We start from the raw sequence: 18,821 nt of genomic DNA, 5'->3' as shown, positions 1-18,821 counted from the left end.
TCGTCTATGGTGTAGCGATATTTAGTCAATATAAAAACTCCTAGTATATGAACCCGGAATTTTAATTGTTTCCGTGTCCAACATACTAGGAGTATCTCCTCCCTATCACACGATTTGACTTTGAGCCAGAATAATCAGTTATTACGGACCGATAGAGCCTATTTGGAGGCTTAACAACTTGTCGCAAGAAAATTATGCGTAATTAATTTTGGGCGAGTAACTACAGAAAAACAAGCTGCCACTATCAGGAAAATATTTGGGGAATATTTGTAAAAACTGAAGTATCAAATTACTAACAACTATTGTTGTTCGATAACAGTATAGTACTGGGGACAATTAAAACAAACAACACAATAGGGGGAAGTGTCGGATTTCGGAGGTTTTTATGAGCACGGATGTACGGGTTGCTTGCACTAAGGTAGCCATTGATAATGCGTTTTGGAAGGTAATGAGTGAAAAAGGATTCGATAAGCTCAAGGTGACTGATATTATTGAGGAAGCCGGAATTAATCGAACTACTTTTTATTCATACTACAATGACAAATTTGACGTTCTTGGTACGCAGCAAGGAAAATTTATCAGTGATTTGAGGGTATTAGCTGAGTCAGATCCACTCGCTAGCAATTGTTGCCCCGCTGAGTTAAGAAAGAGTCTAAATAATTACTTTATCAACATGCTGCAATTCATTAGAGACAATGGCTGCAAGGCTAAAGTGCTTTATTTATATCGTCACGAAACAATGTTCATGAATCAGATTGAGTTCAACGCAATGCAACTATATCCTTACTGGGAAAAAGCGTTACTCAAACGGCAAAAAGTACCAGCTAAGTACGCGTTTGCAGGTGTGATTGGGATGTTAGTTAGCATCGTTGTTGAATGGGTTAGATCTGATTATGATGAATCAGTTTGCCAAATTGCAAGTATGGCGACAGGAATTGTTCTCCAACTACTATAGAATATTTACTTTTATAGGAGCTATGAACCATGGATGGATCACAAGAAATGCCAAAAACTAAATTAGCGATTATTGATGCCTTTTTGGACTTATTAGCCGAGGAAGGCTTTTTTCAAGTTACAGTGACTGACATTATCAAGCGAGCAGACATCAATCGGACTACTTTCTACCAGTACTTCTCAGATAAGTACGACTTGCTGGGGGTAGTTCAAGGTAAAATCTTTGACGGGTTAATGGAAATTGTTGACCGGGAGTTCATCAAGGACAATCAAACCGAGCAGGAAATGGCAGCTAGTTTGAATAATTATATTCGCGATGTCTTGCTCTATTTAAAGAATCATGGGAGTGCGGTTAAGGCCCTTTATGATAACCAAAACGAAACCATGTTCCTGGATCAGGCGAAGTACCGAATCGAGGGCTTTTATCCCTCGTGGCGAGGCTTCTTCAAGAATAGTGACGAACTTTTAACCCGATACGCGGTTGAAGCAATCGTCGGAATGATGATCAGTGTAATCGTTAAGTGGTCTGAGGGCGGGTATAGTGATTCGGTCGATACGATTGTGCCACTGATTAGTAATGCCATCCTTGGGATGATTCTAGGATAGTGACGTAGCAAAATTACCGGTCGCTAAATAATTCCGTGTTACACTTTAGGCAAATAAAAAAGCCTCCCGTTTGGGGACGGGAAGCTAAAAATCAGTAATTCACATTTTCCGTAACTTTTTAGTTAAACAGCTTGACGCGCAAGATAATCTGTTTTGGGCGATCACTACAGAAAAGCAAACTGTTTTGGGCCAGAAAATGTAAGGGAATATTATATTGAACAACTGATTTAAACAACATATATCGTTGTCCACCTTAATTATATGCAGATTTGGTTATAGGTTAAACGACATTTTTTATTGAATGTTGATTTAAGGTAATAAAAGGTGATTTTAAATGACAACAAAAAAGCGAAAAACAAATACTGATGATAAAATCAAAGCTGCCTTTTGGAAGTTGATTGAAGCTAAAGGGTTCAATAATCTTCGGGTTTAGGATCTCATTGAAGAGGCTGGCATCAACAGAACAACCTTCTATGCCCATTACTCTGATAAGTATGATCTGCTAGACGGATTGCAGAACGAACTGCTAGGTGGGGTCAAAAAGATTGCGACAACCGTACCGTCAAATTTCTATTTCCCAGATGAGGAACTTCAAGAATCTATCACTAAGTATATGGAACAAGTCCTTACTTACGTTAAGGCTCATGAGCGCCAAGTTAAATTACTATTTGATAACCAGTCTGAAACGATGATCATGAGTCGAATTGGTTATCAGGTTGAGCGGTTCTTTCCGTCGTGGCAGAGGGTACTTGAGCGAAATGGAAAGTTGCCGGCTAAATACATGCATGCGGGAATCGTCGGCATGTTAGTCAATATGATTATTGAATGGACGAATGACAACTTTGATCAGGATGTTGAGACCCTGGCAATCGTCATGGCCAGAGCGGTAATGCAGTTTGTTTCGTGATTTATGCTTACAAATAATGAGTGAATTGATTGCTTTTTTAACCATAGTTGATAAACTACTCTTGAAATTAAGAGGGGGGTCTTGATTATGGTAAATGACATTTTAATAACGGTTGGAGTGCCAACCCACAATCTGGATAAGTATTTACCTGAAATGTTAGATTCTTTAGCAAATCAGAAATATCAAAACTTTGAGGTGATTGTGGTTGATGATGCTTCGACAGACGACACCGCTGATGTGATTCGCAAGTATGCAAAACTTGATTCACGATTTAGGGGTGTTTTTTTGAATACTCACGTTGGGGTTTCTGGTGCTCGTAACAGAGCAATTGATGAGGCCAAGGGTGATGTGATCACTTTTGTGGATGGTGATGATGTCGTGGACCAGAACTTTCTCGAGGTGATGGCAGTCGGAATGGCTGACCCCGAAATTAACATGGTGACGGTTGGCTACACTTGGGGGTATCGTGGAGCTGGTTTGACAGGAAAGAAGCTCGTTGAGGTTTCCAAACGAAAAACGTACGATGCTATCAATACCAGGGGCAACGGCATGGGCGGTTATGTCTGGAACAAGGCGTTTAGAACCAAGATCCTTCGGGATAAGAATATTCGGTTTGATGAGTCACTTGCCCTGGCGGAAGATTTACTATTCACGGCGGATTATGTAGCGGCAACTGAACACTTCTTGTTTTACCCTCAACCCTTGTACGATAAGGTGTCAAGACCGGGCAGTACCATTCACAGTGCTGGCTTCAAACTACGGGAAAAAGAGTACGAGGTGAGGGAGCATATTGATGAGATGGGACGCCGGTTTTAGTGGGGAGAAAAAAGGGCGTGTTGATTGAATGTTATTAACGAAAACGTTATTATAACGTCGTAAAAAAGATTTAAGATAAATAATTTCTAAGGGGGAGATTATCTTGAATAATCATTTATTGAAAAAAGCGGGGATTTCAATTGCGGTATTGGCTGGAATTGGAATAGCGTCGGTAACGACGAATAAAGTGCCACTGTTTGAGAATCAGTTGGGAGTGGTGGCGAAGGCGGATAATGAGGAAGTAACGCCGCCAGAATGGGGCGCAAATTATGATGGTTGGACCGGAGATCAAACTTACGGGCGAGTTCTTACTCCAAATACAGTTAACAACCCAATGTTATTGGATTACAAAGCTAACTGGTCTTCACAGGGAGGATCGATACAACTTTATCCAATGGCTGCAGATTTAGCTCATTATGGTTGGAAATATAAGCCTGCTGAATCTGGTGAAGCATCACCAATTTTCACGCTTCTTGATCCAACAACGGGAGTCTTTGTATCGGATTTAACGAGTATTCCAGTGGGGCAAAAAATTCACTTTACCTATACTAATAATGGTGAAACCAAAGATTTTTGGTTCCAATACCTAGACACAAATGTTAATAAGGGTAAATCTAGTGAGAAATTAGTTCCAAAGCTCAGCGATTTTGGCATTACTGATTCGAATAGTCAAGTTAAGATATACGAAGGTAGTGAGGACGTTACTAATAAAACATTAGATCCAGGTACTCATAACCTTGTACTAAAAACTTCTGATGAAAATCAGCTACCAGTCAAGTGGAGTTATGAACTCAATGCACCTGCTAAGCAGGTAACTCCAAAGAATGCCACTGTTTACGTTGGAAATGGAGCACCAAAAGATTTCATTGATAAGACTATTTTCAATACAGCTAGTGTTGAAGGGCTGACTTGGACTTATGAGGACTCAAAAGGGGATTCAGTTGACGCCGCCAACTTAACAGCAGGTAACACTTATAAAGTTATCTTTAATGTTCCTAGTGGATATGAATTTACGAAGAAAACGGTGGACCTTACCATCAATTCATTCACTTACACAGGTGCGGATGGTCAAGAGACTACAATGGCACCATCTGATGGTCAGGATAATAATGTTATCAAGCTGAAGCATTCCAATCTCAGTAACTTACCACTCCAATTAGCTGGCCCAACTTCAATCGGTAAATATGAAGTCGCACCCGAATCAACAAAGTATGTTGAGAGAATGCTTGATGATCAAAATGTGTTTACATTTAAACCGGGAGTCGATGCTGATGCAGTTCCAGAAGGAACTAAAATTCACTACATTTTCAAATATGATGATCCAAACAAGACATCTGAAGACTTCTATTTCCAATATGGTGAAGCACCAGCTAAACAGGAAATAACTGCTACTGATGGTGTTATCAAAGAAGGCGAATCTGTAACTCCTGATGTGTTTACGGCAAGCACACCTGATAAAACTCCAGTAAAGGTTTATGCGAGTGATGGAAAAACAGAGATAACTGGTCAAAAGCTTGAACCGGGATATTATCCAGATTTAGTTTTGAAGGCTAATGGATATCCAGACAAGAAAGTTAACCTAACCGTTTGGTCAGATGCTGCATACACTTATGAGCCACTTTTCGGAAGCCTGATGAATAAGTTTATTCCAATGGAAAATGGTAAAACAAATACTATTAAGGTTGATAAGGCTGATGAAAATAATTTTGCAATGAATGTTAATGCTGGTAAAACTGCAGGTGGATTTACCCTAACAAAGGATGGAGATAAGTTTGATATTGATTCGAACACTGGACTTGTAACGCCTAAGCAAAATCCGGTTGTAGATGGTGACACATTCACTGTTAGCTACACACCAAAGGACTCACAAACACCTCTAAACTTTAACTTTAAGATTGAGGTTAAAGGTGAAACACCAGTGATGAAAGACTTTAACGTCAACGATAAGACAGTCACTGAGGGCGACAAGGTTACTCCGAAAGCATTTGGCGTTGACCCAACCATTCCAGGTTTGAAATGGAAGATTGTCGATAGCAGTAATAAGGATGTAACCCCTAGTGGACTTGAAACTTCAAATCTTACTTCAGGTAAATATACTGTTTCATTCACTGCCGACGGGTACAATCCTTCTAAGACGGTTAGTTTAACTGTTAACCTAAAAGGTGATACTGCAGTTCCAGTTAAAAATGTTACTAAAAATGATAACGAAACCGTTAACCTCGCAGACTTCGGTATCAACCAGACCATTCCTGGCTTGAAATGGACGATTACCAAAGACGGTAGCCCATATATTACTAACGGCACTCCAGAAAGTCGCACATTCCCAAGTGGAAATTACACGGTTACCTTCACTGCCGATGGTTACAAATTCACCCCAGCAACTGTTGACATGAAGATAAACGCTACTAGTGTTACACCAACACCAAATCCTGGTGATAACACAGGTGGCGGCGGCTCCACCGTCATCGTCACTCCCGGTAACAACACCGGATCAACCAGCAACAACGGTAGCACTAGTACCAATGGTAACCAAACTAACACAAATACCAACAACGGTAGTGGCACAACCACTGACACTAACAAAGTACCAACCGGGGCTGTGAAGAAGAATACCGCAGTATACGCAATCAAGAAGATCTACCTTTACAAGAACACCACGTTCAATAAGAAAGATCGGATTGCCGTTTACAACAAGGCAAAACGAACTAACCGTCCAATGTTTGTCGTAACTGATTATGGTTACTCAAAGGCCGGTCGACTTCGTTACAAAGTTCGCGACGTTAACCACAAGAGCAAGACCGCTGGCAAGGTTGGGTACATCACTGCCAACAAGGGCTTCGTTCTTCCGGTTTACTACCGAGCACTACCAAAGAGCAAAGTAGTCACAGTTATCTCTAAGGGTGGCGTTAAGGCTTACAAGAACAAGAACTTAACTGGTCACGTTAAGAGTTACAAGAAGGGTACAATATTGAAAGTTAAAAAGATCGAACGTTACAACTTAACTTCAAGATTCGTTCTTTCAAACGGCTACTACATCACTGGTAACAAGAAATTAGTTATTGGTGGCAGATACTAAGATTTGCTTGGAAGACATTCCTCGATGAGGGATGTCTTTTTTGTATTTCAATAAACTCATACTAACAGCTATAACAAATAACTGATTTTATAATAATCAAGTTTGTGAAAAATGAAATTCAATTATACGTATTTGTATTGGTATATCAGTAATTGTAGAAGAAAAACATATTGTGAAAACCAAGAGCGAGTTGATTGTAATCGCATAATGAAGGCGTTATCATTTAGGCGTAACTTGGATATGAATATCAATTTCTAGGGGGAAAATGATATGGAAAAACAAAGCCATTGGAAGATGTATAAGGCTGGAAAGAAATGGGTGTTTGCAGCAGCAACGGTAATTTCAATTGCTGCGGGGGCTACTACTGTTCATGCAGACACTGCAACTGGAAGCCAAAATACAGTAACCACACAACAAGCAAGCACAGTTGATCAGTCTGGGGAGACTGCATCAACTGCAGATAGTCAAAGTGTTCCGGCAACTTCGGGAGCTAGTGATCAATCTAATGCCCCGGCAACAGATGATAATCAATCTATAGATAGTGCCAATAATCAACGGAATACTGATAATACTCAGGCTGTTGAAACAAAAACTGATACAGCAGTCACAAATACTGAGAATAGTTCAAGTACTGCAAATCAAATTAATGAGAGTACCAACGTTCAACCAACAGCTCAGCCATCAGAATCTACTCCGAACAAAACGGTTGTTTCAACCCCGGAGCAATCTAAGCAGGCTGAAACTGTAACAAGTCAGGACAATTCAGCAAACCATAGTCAGCCTCAAGCCGCTACTCAATCACTATCAACTGACAAGGTGGTTAAGGATACTGATAGCTCGGCTAAAAATGAAGCCACTGAAAGTCAAAACGATCAGACCACTAATAAGCAACAAAAAGCAAAGGTGGCAATGTTTTCTGCGAAGGCTCTTCAATCAAACCAAGATATCAATGCCTGGATGCCTGATAAGAATATGCAAAAACAAGTTCTTAGTCAGTTAATAAGTGCGGGTATTTTGAACTGGGATGCAACGGCTAACGACATTACCGAGGAAAACGTTAAGCAATTACAGAGCTTGAAACTTGGCAGTAGTATGGAGGCAGATTACATTGATCCTAACACCTCGCAGACCGCAAAGGCTCCGGAAGTGTATACAGCAGATCCAGACCTAGAGGTAGGTGACCTAAGTGGTCTCGGGTACTTTACAGGTTTGAAGGACTTAACGTTAACTGATAATACGTTTACGGAAGTACCAGACGAAATCAGCAATCTGAAAGGGCTAGAATCCCTTGTAATCACAAGAAACATCAACCTTAACAGGATTGGTGACCTTAGTGGGTTATCAAACCTCAAGACTTTAAAAATCTCGTACAATCCAGAGTTAACTGTATTGCCTGCTTCAATCAATACATTAGTTACTCTGCAGGGAAATTTAGACTTGCATGGTAACAGCTTCACTAGTTTGCCAGATATGTCTGCGCTCCAGTCGATTACCGGATTAGATTTGAATAATAATCGGTTAACTACGATTGAAGGGGCTAATCTTGGTAAACTGGTCAACTTGGAGTCACTTAATTTGGGAAGCTACGATGGTACGAACTATGCTACGTGGATTAATGGATTAGGTGGTAGTTTAAACACAGGTAATAATCCAACTCCTTATGATGCTTTTGATAAGGTACCAAACAGAGAAAGTAACGTTCATCTAAATTATGATCCTACTACTCAGGTACCCAATATGACATTGTTCAACCAACAAACTGGTAAGTACTACTATGCGTTTAGCAATGTCTTTACTCGTAAGGATTTGGAACATTACAATCACTTAACTAGTCTGCCAGATGAACTTGCTAATTTGATAAATCTAAAATCACTCAATTTAATTGGAAATGATTTGAAGGATCTGCCAGAGAACTTCAGCAACTTAAAGAGTTTGACTGATTTAAAGCTTGGAAATAATAATTTTGTTGTTATTCCAGATGCAATTAAAAAACTGGTTAAAAATGCTAACTTCTCTGTTAACTTTAATAATTACCTTAACAACTATCCATCATTTGGGACTTATCGGAACCAGAACTCAATTACTCAGAATCAAATTTGGGATCAAGCCGGAAATAAGTTTGTGATTGACGGATGGAATCCTGAAAAAGATCAAGCCCTTAGTCAGGTTATTAAGTATCCTGATCACTACGTGGTTACCTATAACTCGAAACAGTACACATTGCTCCCAGGATATAAAAATCCATTAAATGGTGAGTATGTAAATGACTCACAGGCAATCTTACTATCAAATTATTACTACACTGGACCAGGTCACCTTTCTACTGGTAATGATGATCCAGACGGGATTATCATTCAACAATTCGTTCATTATCCATCTAACTGGCCAAATGGAACTGACAAAGATGGTAAGTATACCGCTCCAAATAAGACAAGTTGGAACTATGGGCAAGGTTACTATGGTGGTATGTATGGAGCTACTAATGACATCATGACCGTTGGAAAGGCAACCACTTATGGTCCTGACGGCAAACCATTGAATCCTTATCCTTATCGAGATCCTTATGGAGTCGTAATTAATGGGGTATATCAGGACAAACAAACATTTGTCCGAGGGACTGCTAGGGATGGTAATTACTACTACGTCATCAATTTACCAAAGAACTGGGATCCTAAAGATAGTTCAAATATCAACAAAACATACACTCTAAACTTTAGTGTCGGTGGTCGATACGGTCAGAATGCCCCTGATGGTGGTGCCAGCAATGGTACCGGAGCTAACGGTGGTTTTGTTAACCCCGATGCTACGGGTTATTCAATGGTTGCTTCAACGGATGTAACCTTCTTGGAAGATGGTGCAGTTTCAATCAATGGTAAGACATCCGATGTGTACCAAGGACACGATTGGGATCCAAAGGATGGGTTTGCTGGGGCAGTAATTAATGATACAAATCAGACTAAAATTAGTGACTACTATGGACCTGATGGCAAGCCACAACAAGGACTTGGAGTAAATATTCAAGAGGTTACGCCGGATAGTCAAGGATATGCCCAAGTTGTTAAAACATACAAGGATGCTGCTGATTTTAATAAAGATGCCTCCACATATGAATATACTGATAGTACGCATACTCAATTTGCTGTAGATAATAATGGAAATTTGATTAAAAGATACTTCATGGTTAGATATCAGTACGCTGATATGATATCTAATCCTGTACTGATTAACGTTCATGATGCCTCTACACTAACGGGCCAGGATGCAACTCTTCGGGTCGATCAGACTTGGAGCTTGACTGGTAACGAACAGGATCTTGCAAGTTCTCGTGTTGTGGCCATAGATACTGATGGGTCAAAGATACTAAATGATACTGATTCAACAAATAATAAGAATCAAGTAACATTTAAAATTGTTGATAACCAAAATCCTAATATTGTTTTTACTAACGCTGCTGATTTTAACGCTGGTAAGAAACAAGGGCACACTTACAAATTGACGGTTACGACTTATGATAAGCGGTCAGAAAAAGGGTTGACTGGACTGCAATTCTTTACCAATCTCATTCAAAAGACGATTACTGTTACCGATAGAATTGCTGGTCAATCAGTAGTAATTAAGTATGTTGATGATCAAGGAGATGCTGTTACACCACCAGATGGAGCACCAATTGAAGCGACATATCCTACTGGAAAATACGCTGGTGATAGTTTCACTGTAAACCAGACCGATATTCCGGGCTACACTTTCAAAGAAGCAATTCCTGATAATGTCGAAGTTACTAAAAATGGTAAGACGTACACTGGAACTTTGAAAGATACTGCTGGTTCCGTCACGTTTGTCTACTATAAAAATGCCGGCAAAGTTACCGCTAAGTATGTGGATGAAAATAATCAGGAAATCATTCCCGATGGTAATGCTACGTATCCTGATGGTCAGTACGTCGGTAAGACATTTACTGTAGGTCAGGCGGATATTCCTGGATATACTTTCAAAGAAGTTGCAACGGGAAGTATTGAAACTACTAAGAACGGAAAGACTTACACTGGGACGTTAAAGGATACTAACAACGGTTCCGTCACGTTTGTCTACTATAAAAATGCTAGTGCAGTTAATGTTAAATATGTAGATGAGAACAATCAGGATATCAGTCCCGCTGGTAGTGCAACATATCCTGATGGTCAGTACGTTGGAAAGACTTTTAATGCTGATCAACTAGATATTCCGGGCTACACTTTCAAAGAAGCAATTCCTGATAATGTCGAAGTTACTAAGAATGGTAAGACGTACACTGGAACTTTGAAGGATACTGCTGGTTCCGTCACGTTTGTCTACTATAAAAATGCCGGTAAAGTTACCGCTAAGTATGTGGATGAAAATAATCAGGAAATCATTTCCGATGGTAATGCTACGTATCCTGATGGTCAGTACGTTGGAAAGACATTCACTGTAGATCAGGCGGATATTCCTGGATACACTTTTAAAGAAATTGCAACGGGAAGTATTGAAACTACTAAGAGCGGTAACACATACACCGGAACGCTAAAGGATACTACGAACGGTGTCGTTAAGTTTGTATACTATAAGAACGCTGGTGCGGTTAATGTTAAGTATGTAGATGAAAATAACCAAGAAATCAATCCTGGTGGAGCACCAACTAGCGCAACGTACCCTGATGGTCAGTACGCTGGTAAGACGTTTACTGTAGATCAAACGGATATTCCTGGATACACTTTCAAAGAAGTTGCTCCGGGTGGTATTGAAACTACTAAGAACGGTAAGACATACACCGGAACACTGAAGGATGGTACTGGTGCCATCACGTTTGTATACTATCAGAACGCTGGTGCAATTAATGTTAAGTATGTGGACGAAAATAACCAAGAAATCAGTCCTGTCGGCAGTCCAACGTATCCTAATGGTCAGTACGTGGGTCATGATTATACGACTCAACCAAAGGCGATTGATAACTACACGTTTGACAAACTAGCACCAGATAGTTTGCCACAAACAGGTAAGCTTACAAAAGGTGGCGGAACGGTTACATTTATGTACAAAAAGAATGCTGTTCCTACGCCACCAACTCCACCTACACCAGTCACTCCAACACCTACTCCAGAACCAAATGTTCCTAACACCCCAACACCTACTCCAGAACCTGAAAATCCAAATGTTGCTAAACAGACTAAATTCCCTAAGTATGTATATGCTAGAAAGGCAATTAGAGTTCACAAAAACGCAACGTTTAAGAAGGGTGAGGGAACTTTCTACCAAAAGAAACCAAGAATTTACTCACCGGTATTCAAGGTATTAGGAGTTGATTACTCCAAGAACGGTATCAAACGATACAAAGTCAATGGCGGCTATATCACTGCAAACTATGATTTTGTTCGTCCTGTATATTACACGACGACCCAGTCAAGAATTGAAGTAATTAGTCCTAAGGGAGTATACCTGCATGAATCACCTAAGTTTACCCAGGCAGGCAGAAAGAAAGTTAAGTTCTTGAAACAGGGAACGGTGGTTAAGAATATTGTTAAAGTCGTTCCCCATGGTAAACATTTAACCAGGTTCTACTTGAAAGACGGATCGTATATTACAACTAATAAGTTGTTTGTTTCGACCGTTGCCCCATATATTCCTTACAAGGTTTACAACATCAAGGCAATCAACAAGTACAAGACCGTAAATCTAAAGGGTAAGGTTCAACACTATAAGAATATGCCTAGAACGAAGAGAACGGTATTCACTGTTAACCTTTGGGATTACTCACGGATGAATTCAAGGACGATGACCGGGGTTAAGAGGTATAAGGTCAAAGGTGGTTACATCACAGCTAACTTCAAGTTTGTTCGACCTCTTTACTATCTTGGCAGTCATAAGAGTGTCAGCGTAATCTCGAAGAAGGGAATCTACCTGCATCCTGCGAAGAAGTTTGCGGATAAAAAGAAGAATCTTCATCTTCGTAAAGGCACTAAGGTCAAAATCAAAGGGATTGAAAAGCACGGCAGAATTACCAGATTTGTTACGACAAATGGTTACTACATCACTAGTAACAAAAAGTTTGTAAAAGCGAACGATTAATCACCCCCCACGGTGCTAATAAGATAGCTTTTAGTTGAATAGTAAATGCCTTATCTTAGCAAATCAGCTTCAGGGATAATTTCACTTTATTGGAATTATCGTTGGAGCTTTTTTGTATTTGCCAAACTTTTTATACACTTTTCCTCGTCTGTCCGTTTTCTCAGTTCTTATTCTTGAAACCGCTTTTATATCACATATACTAGGAGTTGAACCTATTATTCAAGGAGGGACTTTTATGACTGATCGATTAAAGGATAAAGTTGCAATTATCACCGGTGCCGGTTCCGGAATGGGGGCCGCAATGGCCAAGCTGTTTGCTAAGGAAGGCGCAAAGATTATTGCTGCTGATCTTAACTTCGAACGGCTTGAGACCGTGGTTGCTGAAATCAAATCTGATGGGGCGATGCTGCTCCAATCAAAGTGGATGTTTCGAGTGAAAGTGATATTAAGGCAATGTTTGACCTTGCTCAAACAGAGTATGGCAAATTAGACATTGTGGTTAATAACGCAGGTATCATGGATAACATGGCTGCAGTGGGGGATGTTACCGATGATATGTGGAAGAAAGTATTCGCAGTTAATACCGATAGCGTGATGTATTCGACTAGAGAAGCGATTAATGCGTTCTTGCCTCAAAAGAGTGGGACTATTTTGAACATCGCTTCCGTTGGTGGAACAAATGGTGGCCGGGCAGGGGCTGCCTACACGGCTTCTAAGCATGCCGTTGTCGGACTTACTAAGAATACTGCTTATATGTATGAGCCAGATGGTATTCGGGTAAACGCAATTGCTCCTGGTGGCATCAAGACTAACATTTCTGAATCAATGAAGGGTGTTGACGAGCACGGGATGCAACGACAAATGGTCAGAATGGGTCTATCCCCAGAACCAGGATCTGCTGAGGAGATTGCAAACGCTGCGTTATTCTTAGTTTCAGATGAGGCAAGCTACGTAAATGGTGTTGTTTTACCAGTTGATGGCGGTTGGACTGTGTACTAAAATGACCTCCCCGGGTTAAAAATTATAGTTAGTAAATAAAATCGGAGACTCTCAAGCTGTTCTTGAAAGTCTCCGATTTTAATTTTTAGCAATAAAGCGCTAAATATTTTACTTGAATCCAGCCGGATGTTTTGCCGTTTTTAATATAAGCAAAGCGAGTATTTTTGCCATCCCGCTTCACAATCTGGCATTTGATTACTCTGAATTTCTTACCAAGATAATTGTTAACTTTAATTGTGGCCTTTTTTGAAGTTGGCTTCTTATAGAGAGAACTTTTGGTCAACTCCACGACTTGTTTGGTGTCTTGTCTGTTTGGAAACGTGACTACTGATTTCCCAGAATCGATTGAGCTACCGGCAACTGAAACTGTAGTAAAGGAAAGGCAAGCAAGAAGTGATACTACACTTGCCAGGAGATAATTTCGTTTCATTTTTCGTCCCTCCTCACCTTTATTATAACTGAATGGGAATTTTATTCCCATTCAGTTATACTTAATTGTCGAAGTTGTTTGAGTTATTATGTAATTCATTTTATAATAAAGATGTAAATAGAGGATGTTTATTTTGAGGTGGATGGAGGAATAATTCTAGCCGAAAGTCATGGAAATGGGGTGGTTTACATGACTTTCAGAGTCGCAAATTTAACAAAATTAACTAGTTTTGTCTTTACAACAATGACACTAACACCCTTGCACGCACTGGTTACTCCGAGTGTGACGCCGGGGTTTGCTCGGTTTCCAGAACCAACTGCATCGATAAATATTAATTCCAATTCAGATGCTTATAAAAAGGTTTGGAAAACGGCAATCAATGACTGGAACCGAACGGAAACTTTTAAATTTCAACTTACCAATTCGATGGAAGCTGACGTGATAGCCGGGACAAGTAGTTCTTATGGCAATAACTATAGTGGCATGACATATAGCAAATTCACCAGCTTGGGGTCAATTCAACATGTTGACGCATATATTAATCCAAAGGCTTTCAAGATATACAGTTATTCGACCAAGGAAAAGGTAATTGTGGCACAGCATGAATTGGGCCATGCCTTAGGTTTATCGCATAATCAGGCCAGAAAAAGTGTGATGTATAAAGCCAATAGGAATGTGATTATTCAAGATGTTGATATTAAGGGAGTTCATGTTCTGTACTCATCACATGGTAATCGGGTAATTGGGCCAAGAAGCCAAAAGTTCTATGATCCAATCGTAGTTAAAACTGATGTTCATAAGACGCCGGCGGTTAAGAGATAGAAACCAGTATGTAGGCAGAGTGATAAAATTGCAGCGATAATTTCCGGAATATGAAATTATCGCTTTTTGATTGTTTAAATAAATGGTGAAACAAGAATGGTTATTGGCTACTAAGTAACCCTAATAGGGGCTATCAGGGGATCTTTGGGTTTGCTACATTTCCAAAACGTGTTCATCTAATCTGATCTCTACGTTTAATTACAAAAGTTGGCTTGCACACTACGTTTGCTCAACCGTGTTTGCTACATAGCCAAAATCTGCTCGTCAAACCTGATTCCTACATTTAAAAAAATAAGTGCAATTATGGTAAATCGCCATAATCACACTTATTCCCTTAAGCCTCGGGATCACCCGATTAGATTCACACTCTGCTACAAATCATCATTCTCCTACTTCCCGCTTATGTTTGTTATAATTCAGGCAGTAAATAATCCATTTTGGGGGAAATGCGATGAAAAAATTCAGTCTATTATTCGGTACCGCCGCTCTTGCACTTATGGCCGGTGGTCAGCTTAGCGCCAACGCTGCCAGCAACGACACCACTTCAATCAGCGTCGTACTCAAATCCCGCGATTCTGCAGGGCTTCAAAACTACGTCTATAACACGGTTGATCCTTCCTCACCAGACTACAAGCAGTACTTAACACCAACTCAGTTCGCCACCAAGTTTGGTCAACCTGACTCGGTCGTTGATCAGTACAAAAAATTATTTTCTAAGTATAAGGTAAAGACTACAGCCCGACCAGGTAACTTAACGATTAAAGTGACTGGTAAGTATTCAAATATCGTAAAGGCTTTGAAGGCTAAACCAAGTCACAAAACCGGGAAGTATAAGACAGTCTATACTCTGCCAAAGAGCCTGAAAAGTAAGACTGCTGCGGTTATTGGCTTGTACACCCAACAGCCAAAGAAAAAGAAGGCAACTACCACTAAACCTAAATCCAAGCTGCAAATTCATTCTCACGCAGATTTGAATACTGAAACAAAACCGGATACAAGTCTCAGTGACAATGAGTTTTCAAAACAATATGGAGCCGCTAAGTTTACTAATCGGTACCATCTTGATGATCTTTACAAACAAGGTCATGAGGGCCAAGGCCAATCAGTTGGGGTCATCACTCTAGTTGACTTCCATAATAGCGATGTTAAACATTACCTGGACCAAATTGGCGTTAATGACGACATGAGTCGGGTGACTAAGTACTATGCTAATGAGTCTAAGACTATTGTAGCCAAAGACCTTAACAAGAAGAAAACTGGGGCTAAAATTGCCGCCCAGGGTGAAGCCACCCTTGATGTGAACCAAGCAACATCAGTTGCGCCTAAGGCTCACGTGAATGTTTACGTTGGGGCCGACCCTAAAAATAAGAACCAAAATGACCATAATTACTTCAACACGTTTGCTCAAGCAGTAACGGGAAATCGAGACCGGCAAATTACTACTAGTTTTGCAGTGCTTAACGAAATCGTTGGTAACCCATCTGGTTTCTCAGAAACACCAAAGCAGTATACTGATGCGTTCAATATTTTATTCCAACAAGCTGCTGCCCAAGGAATTACTATCTTCAATGCCTCTGGTGATAATGGGGCTCGCGATAAACCAAGCAGTAAGGTTAACTTGGGAATCGTTTCACCATTCGCTGTTCAAGTCGGTGGTACCACATTGCCATACCAACGAATCATTAATGGCAAACTGATTAACGTTACTAAGGAACGGGCATGGGGCGATGATTACACGATGAGTGCCAAGGAAGTCAAGAACCAACAGTTTGGTGCAAGTGGTGGTGGTTTCTCAGTTCTTAACCCGCTTCCTCGATTCCAACAGGGTGTTTCTGGAATTGGGACTTTCCGAGCAGCCAACTTTGTTAAGTATGACAAGTCAGGCAAGGGTAGCCTGAATAAGAATGCTGCGGTATTCTTCGGGACCCATACTGGATATAACGTTCCTGACGTGGCTGCCAATGCTGATCCTAAGACGGGCTACGCAATCTACGTTACCTCTGGAAATCCAAGTGGCAAACATGAATCTAAGTGGTATGGCCCTTCAGGCGGTACCAGCTTTGCGGCACCTCAAGTGGCGGCTGCCAACGCTGTTATGAACAGTGGCTTGAGTAGCTCAACTGGATTCTGGGGTCCTCAAATTTACAAGTACGCGCAACAGGATGATTCACCATTTACCCCACTTGATGACGCGGATAACAACAATAATCTCTACTATACAGGTCAGCCTGGCAAACTTTATAACCAAGCAACCGGTTTAGGAACGATTGATTTTGGTAAACTGTTTACTAAGTTTTCAAATAAGTAATTATAAGGCGGTGACGACTACCAAAGCCGGCACCGCTTTTTTGTACCAAATCCGTAGTTACAACCAAACTTTTCCTTTATAAATGTAACGCGTTAGTTACATTCCAATTACATTCTTTCAATTAGTTAAAAAAGTACTCAAAAACTTGTACAACGGTTGATTTACCGAGTACACTAGGTCTTGTAATATCAATTATATTGAGGTGGGATTATGAAGATGAATTTTAAGAAGGCAACATTGATTGCTGTTCTTTTAGCATCATTTGGGGTAGCCGGCGCTACTAAAGCTAACGCCGACGTCATTGATGCGCCAGGCTCTGCCGGCAGTATTAAGACTGTCGATGCTGGTAATGTTTTAACTGATTATAACGACAATAGCCTAAATCAAGTTGAAAACGATTCGCCAACTGGTAACAAGGACAGAAAATATAGTAAATACAAGTTGGACTCAACTGGCTATAACTACGCCAACACTTACAAGACCATTGATGGTAGTTCTCAAACTAATAGTTTCTCAACTAAGTGGTTCTTGCCAGATGGCTTCAACGTTTCTAACTACCAACACGGAAACTTCCAAAGTGTTGCGTTGGATAACGAGAACAACATTTACTTTGTTGAATCAAACGGAACTAACACTAATAAGGGTGCCATCGTTAAGTTTGACCGAGCAAAGCTAGATAGTCTCGGTGTTAACGCTGATGTCACTCTCCTCTGGAAAGCATTTGATTACTTTGATCCATACACCGCTGATGGATTAGCTCATAACCAAGAGTATGACAAGTATTACTTCTCAATGCAGGATGACTTTGATGCGATTAAGTCGTTAACGAATACTTTGAACAAACAAAAGTCATACCAAAACAACCAGTTGAACTGGCAAAAGAACGCCCAGAAGTGGTACTACTACTGGAAGAACAAGAAAAAGACATACCAAAAGAAGGTTACAAGCAAGAAGACTTCAGTTAAGACCAAGACTGCCGCTAAGAAGGTTGTTAAACAAGCAACTACTAAGATGGCAAGTTGGATGAAGTCATACCAAGGCCACAAGACTAAGGTTAAGAACTACGATACTAAGATTGCTGGCATTCAAAGTCAAATCGACGATCACCAAAGCAAGGTTGACGCTGTTAAGAGCCAAAACCCTGAAATGTTCAAGTACGTTGATATTGCCCAATCTGCAACCTTATCACCACAAGTTACGATTGGTCATGGTCAAACATTGACGTTTAACCCAGAAAACCAACACTTGTACCTCGCTGAAGATAACACTTTATCTGATTTGAAGAGTGATGAAAACAACGTCGTTATGGAAATTGATCCTAACACGTTGAAGCCAATTCGCCAGTATGAATTCAAGATGCTTCACAACACTGATAGTGGTCAAAAGAACCTTCAACTTCATACGTTGGCGTTTGACGAGGACGGTAACGCATACTGGGGTCGTAAGAACGGTAAGGGTTACATGTTCTTCTATGGTCGCTTGGATGAACACTCAGTTAAGTTTAGTGCTTCATCATCAATTGTTGCTAACCGTGGTGGGGATGCCAACCAATTCGTTGCTGTTAACCCAGCCACTAACCGTTTGACATTCGTTTCTGATGATATCTTGACTTCCGTTCCGGTTGATAAGATTCAAAAAGGTAACTTCAAGGCAAGCGACATCAACTATCAGGTCTTTGATTCTAAACGGGAATTTGAAGGATTAGCCTTCGATCAAGATGGTTACGGCTACTTGTTAGCATTGTGGCCACCTGAGTTATTAGTTTCAGACCAACCATTGAACTAAAAATTCACAATTAAGCAAAAGCAACGAAAAATGAACA

Annotated in this window: 10 protein-coding genes and 1 pseudogene; 10 read left to right on the top strand and 1 reads right to left on the bottom strand. The window is 40.4% G+C overall.

What is annotated here, in order from left to right; translation table 11 throughout:
* Positions 1 to 385: 385 nt before the first annotated feature.
* The 7 genes and pseudogenes from QOW94_RS07935 to QOW94_RS07905 all read left to right on the top strand — a co-directional run bounded on the left by QOW94_RS07935 (position 386) and on the right by QOW94_RS07905 (position 13,439).
* A complete protein-coding gene (locus QOW94_RS07935; RefSeq protein ID WP_283679831.1) occupies positions 386 to 955 on the top strand; it encodes a TetR/AcrR family transcriptional regulator in 570 nt (189 codons plus the stop codon).
* 29 nt (positions 956 to 984) lie between these two features.
* Positions 985 to 1,560 (top strand): TetR/AcrR family transcriptional regulator, encoded by a 576-nt coding sequence (locus tag QOW94_RS07930; protein ID WP_283679830.1) that lies wholly within the window; start codon positions 985 to 987, stop codon positions 1,558 to 1,560.
* 511 nt (positions 1,561 to 2,071) lie between these two features.
* Entirely contained in the window at positions 2,072 to 2,467 is a 396-nt protein-coding gene (locus tag QOW94_RS07925) for a hypothetical protein (RefSeq protein WP_283679829.1), read from the top strand.
* A gap of 87 nt (positions 2,468 to 2,554) precedes the next feature.
* A complete protein-coding gene (locus QOW94_RS07920) occupies positions 2,555 to 3,283 on the top strand; it encodes a glycosyltransferase family A protein (RefSeq protein ID WP_283679828.1) in 729 nt (242 codons plus the stop codon).
* Between the two features lie 103 nt (positions 3,284 to 3,386).
* A complete protein-coding gene (locus QOW94_RS07915) occupies positions 3,387 to 6,359 on the top strand; it encodes a DUF5776 domain-containing protein (RefSeq protein WP_283679827.1) in 2,973 nt (990 codons plus the stop codon).
* Between the two features lie 270 nt (positions 6,360 to 6,629).
* Positions 6,630 to 12,440 carry a MucBP domain-containing protein gene (locus QOW94_RS07910; RefSeq protein ID WP_283679826.1) on the top strand — a complete coding sequence of 1,937 codons (5,811 nt, stop codon included), beginning with the start codon at positions 6,630 to 6,632 and terminating at the stop codon, positions 12,438 to 12,440.
* Between the two features lie 235 nt (positions 12,441 to 12,675).
* Positions 12,676 to 13,439: pseudogene (locus QOW94_RS07905) on the top strand (glucose 1-dehydrogenase).
* Between the two features lie 85 nt (positions 13,440 to 13,524).
* Here QOW94_RS07905 and QOW94_RS07900 read toward each other — a convergent pair.
* A complete protein-coding gene (locus tag QOW94_RS07900; RefSeq protein ID WP_283679825.1) occupies positions 13,525 to 13,869 on the bottom strand; it encodes a GW dipeptide domain-containing protein in 345 nt (114 codons plus the stop codon).
* Between the two features lie 189 nt (positions 13,870 to 14,058).
* Here QOW94_RS07900 and QOW94_RS07895 point away from each other — a divergent pair, with 189 nt between their 5' ends.
* The 3 genes from QOW94_RS07895 to QOW94_RS07885 all read left to right on the top strand — a co-directional run bounded on the left by QOW94_RS07895 (position 14,059) and on the right by QOW94_RS07885 (position 18,784).
* The gene (locus tag QOW94_RS07895) at positions 14,059 to 14,691 is read left to right on the top strand and encodes a M57 family metalloprotease (protein ID WP_283679824.1); all 633 of its coding nucleotides are present in this window, start codon (positions 14,059 to 14,061) and stop codon (positions 14,689 to 14,691) included.
* 451 nt (positions 14,692 to 15,142) lie between these two features.
* On the top strand, positions 15,143 to 16,999 hold the full coding sequence (locus tag QOW94_RS07890; RefSeq protein WP_283679823.1) for a S53 family peptidase: 1,857 nt from the start codon (positions 15,143 to 15,145) through the stop codon (positions 16,997 to 16,999).
* Between the two features lie 210 nt (positions 17,000 to 17,209).
* A complete protein-coding gene (locus QOW94_RS07885; RefSeq protein WP_283679821.1) occupies positions 17,210 to 18,784 on the top strand; it encodes a hypothetical protein in 1,575 nt (524 codons plus the stop codon).
* The last annotated feature ends 37 nt before the right edge of the window (positions 18,785 to 18,821 follow it).

The organism is Lentilactobacillus sp. Marseille-Q4993 (assembly GCF_951230165.1).
Lineage (GTDB): Bacteria > Bacillota > Bacilli > Lactobacillales > Lactobacillaceae > Lentilactobacillus.
Note: the sequence above shows the minus strand (reverse complement) of the source record. Positions and strands in the feature narration are given on the sequence as shown.

What these genes read in the sequence shown, in the direction of transcription:
- QOW94_RS07930 (WP_283679830.1), top strand. Translation starts at nt 985, where the DNA reads ATGGATGGATCACAAGAAATGCCAAAAACTAAATTAGCGATTATTGAT.
- QOW94_RS07910 (WP_283679826.1), top strand. Translation starts at nt 6,630, where the DNA reads ATGGAAAAACAAAGCCATTGGAAGATGTATAAGGCTGGAAAGAAATGG.
- QOW94_RS07900 (WP_283679825.1), bottom strand. Translation starts at nt 13,869, where the DNA reads ATGAAACGAAATTATCTCCTGGCAAGTGTAGTATCACTTCTTGCTTGC.
- QOW94_RS07920 (WP_283679828.1), top strand. Translation starts at nt 2,555, where the DNA reads ATGGTAAATGACATTTTAATAACGGTTGGAGTGCCAACCCACAATCTG.
- QOW94_RS07895 (WP_283679824.1), top strand. Translation starts at nt 14,059, where the DNA reads ATGACTTTCAGAGTCGCAAATTTAACAAAATTAACTAGTTTTGTCTTT.
- QOW94_RS07890 (WP_283679823.1), top strand. Translation starts at nt 15,143, where the DNA reads ATGAAAAAATTCAGTCTATTATTCGGTACCGCCGCTCTTGCACTTATG.
- QOW94_RS07885 (WP_283679821.1), top strand. Translation starts at nt 17,210, where the DNA reads ATGAAGATGAATTTTAAGAAGGCAACATTGATTGCTGTTCTTTTAGCA.
- QOW94_RS07935 (WP_283679831.1), top strand. Translation starts at nt 386, where the DNA reads ATGAGCACGGATGTACGGGTTGCTTGCACTAAGGTAGCCATTGATAAT.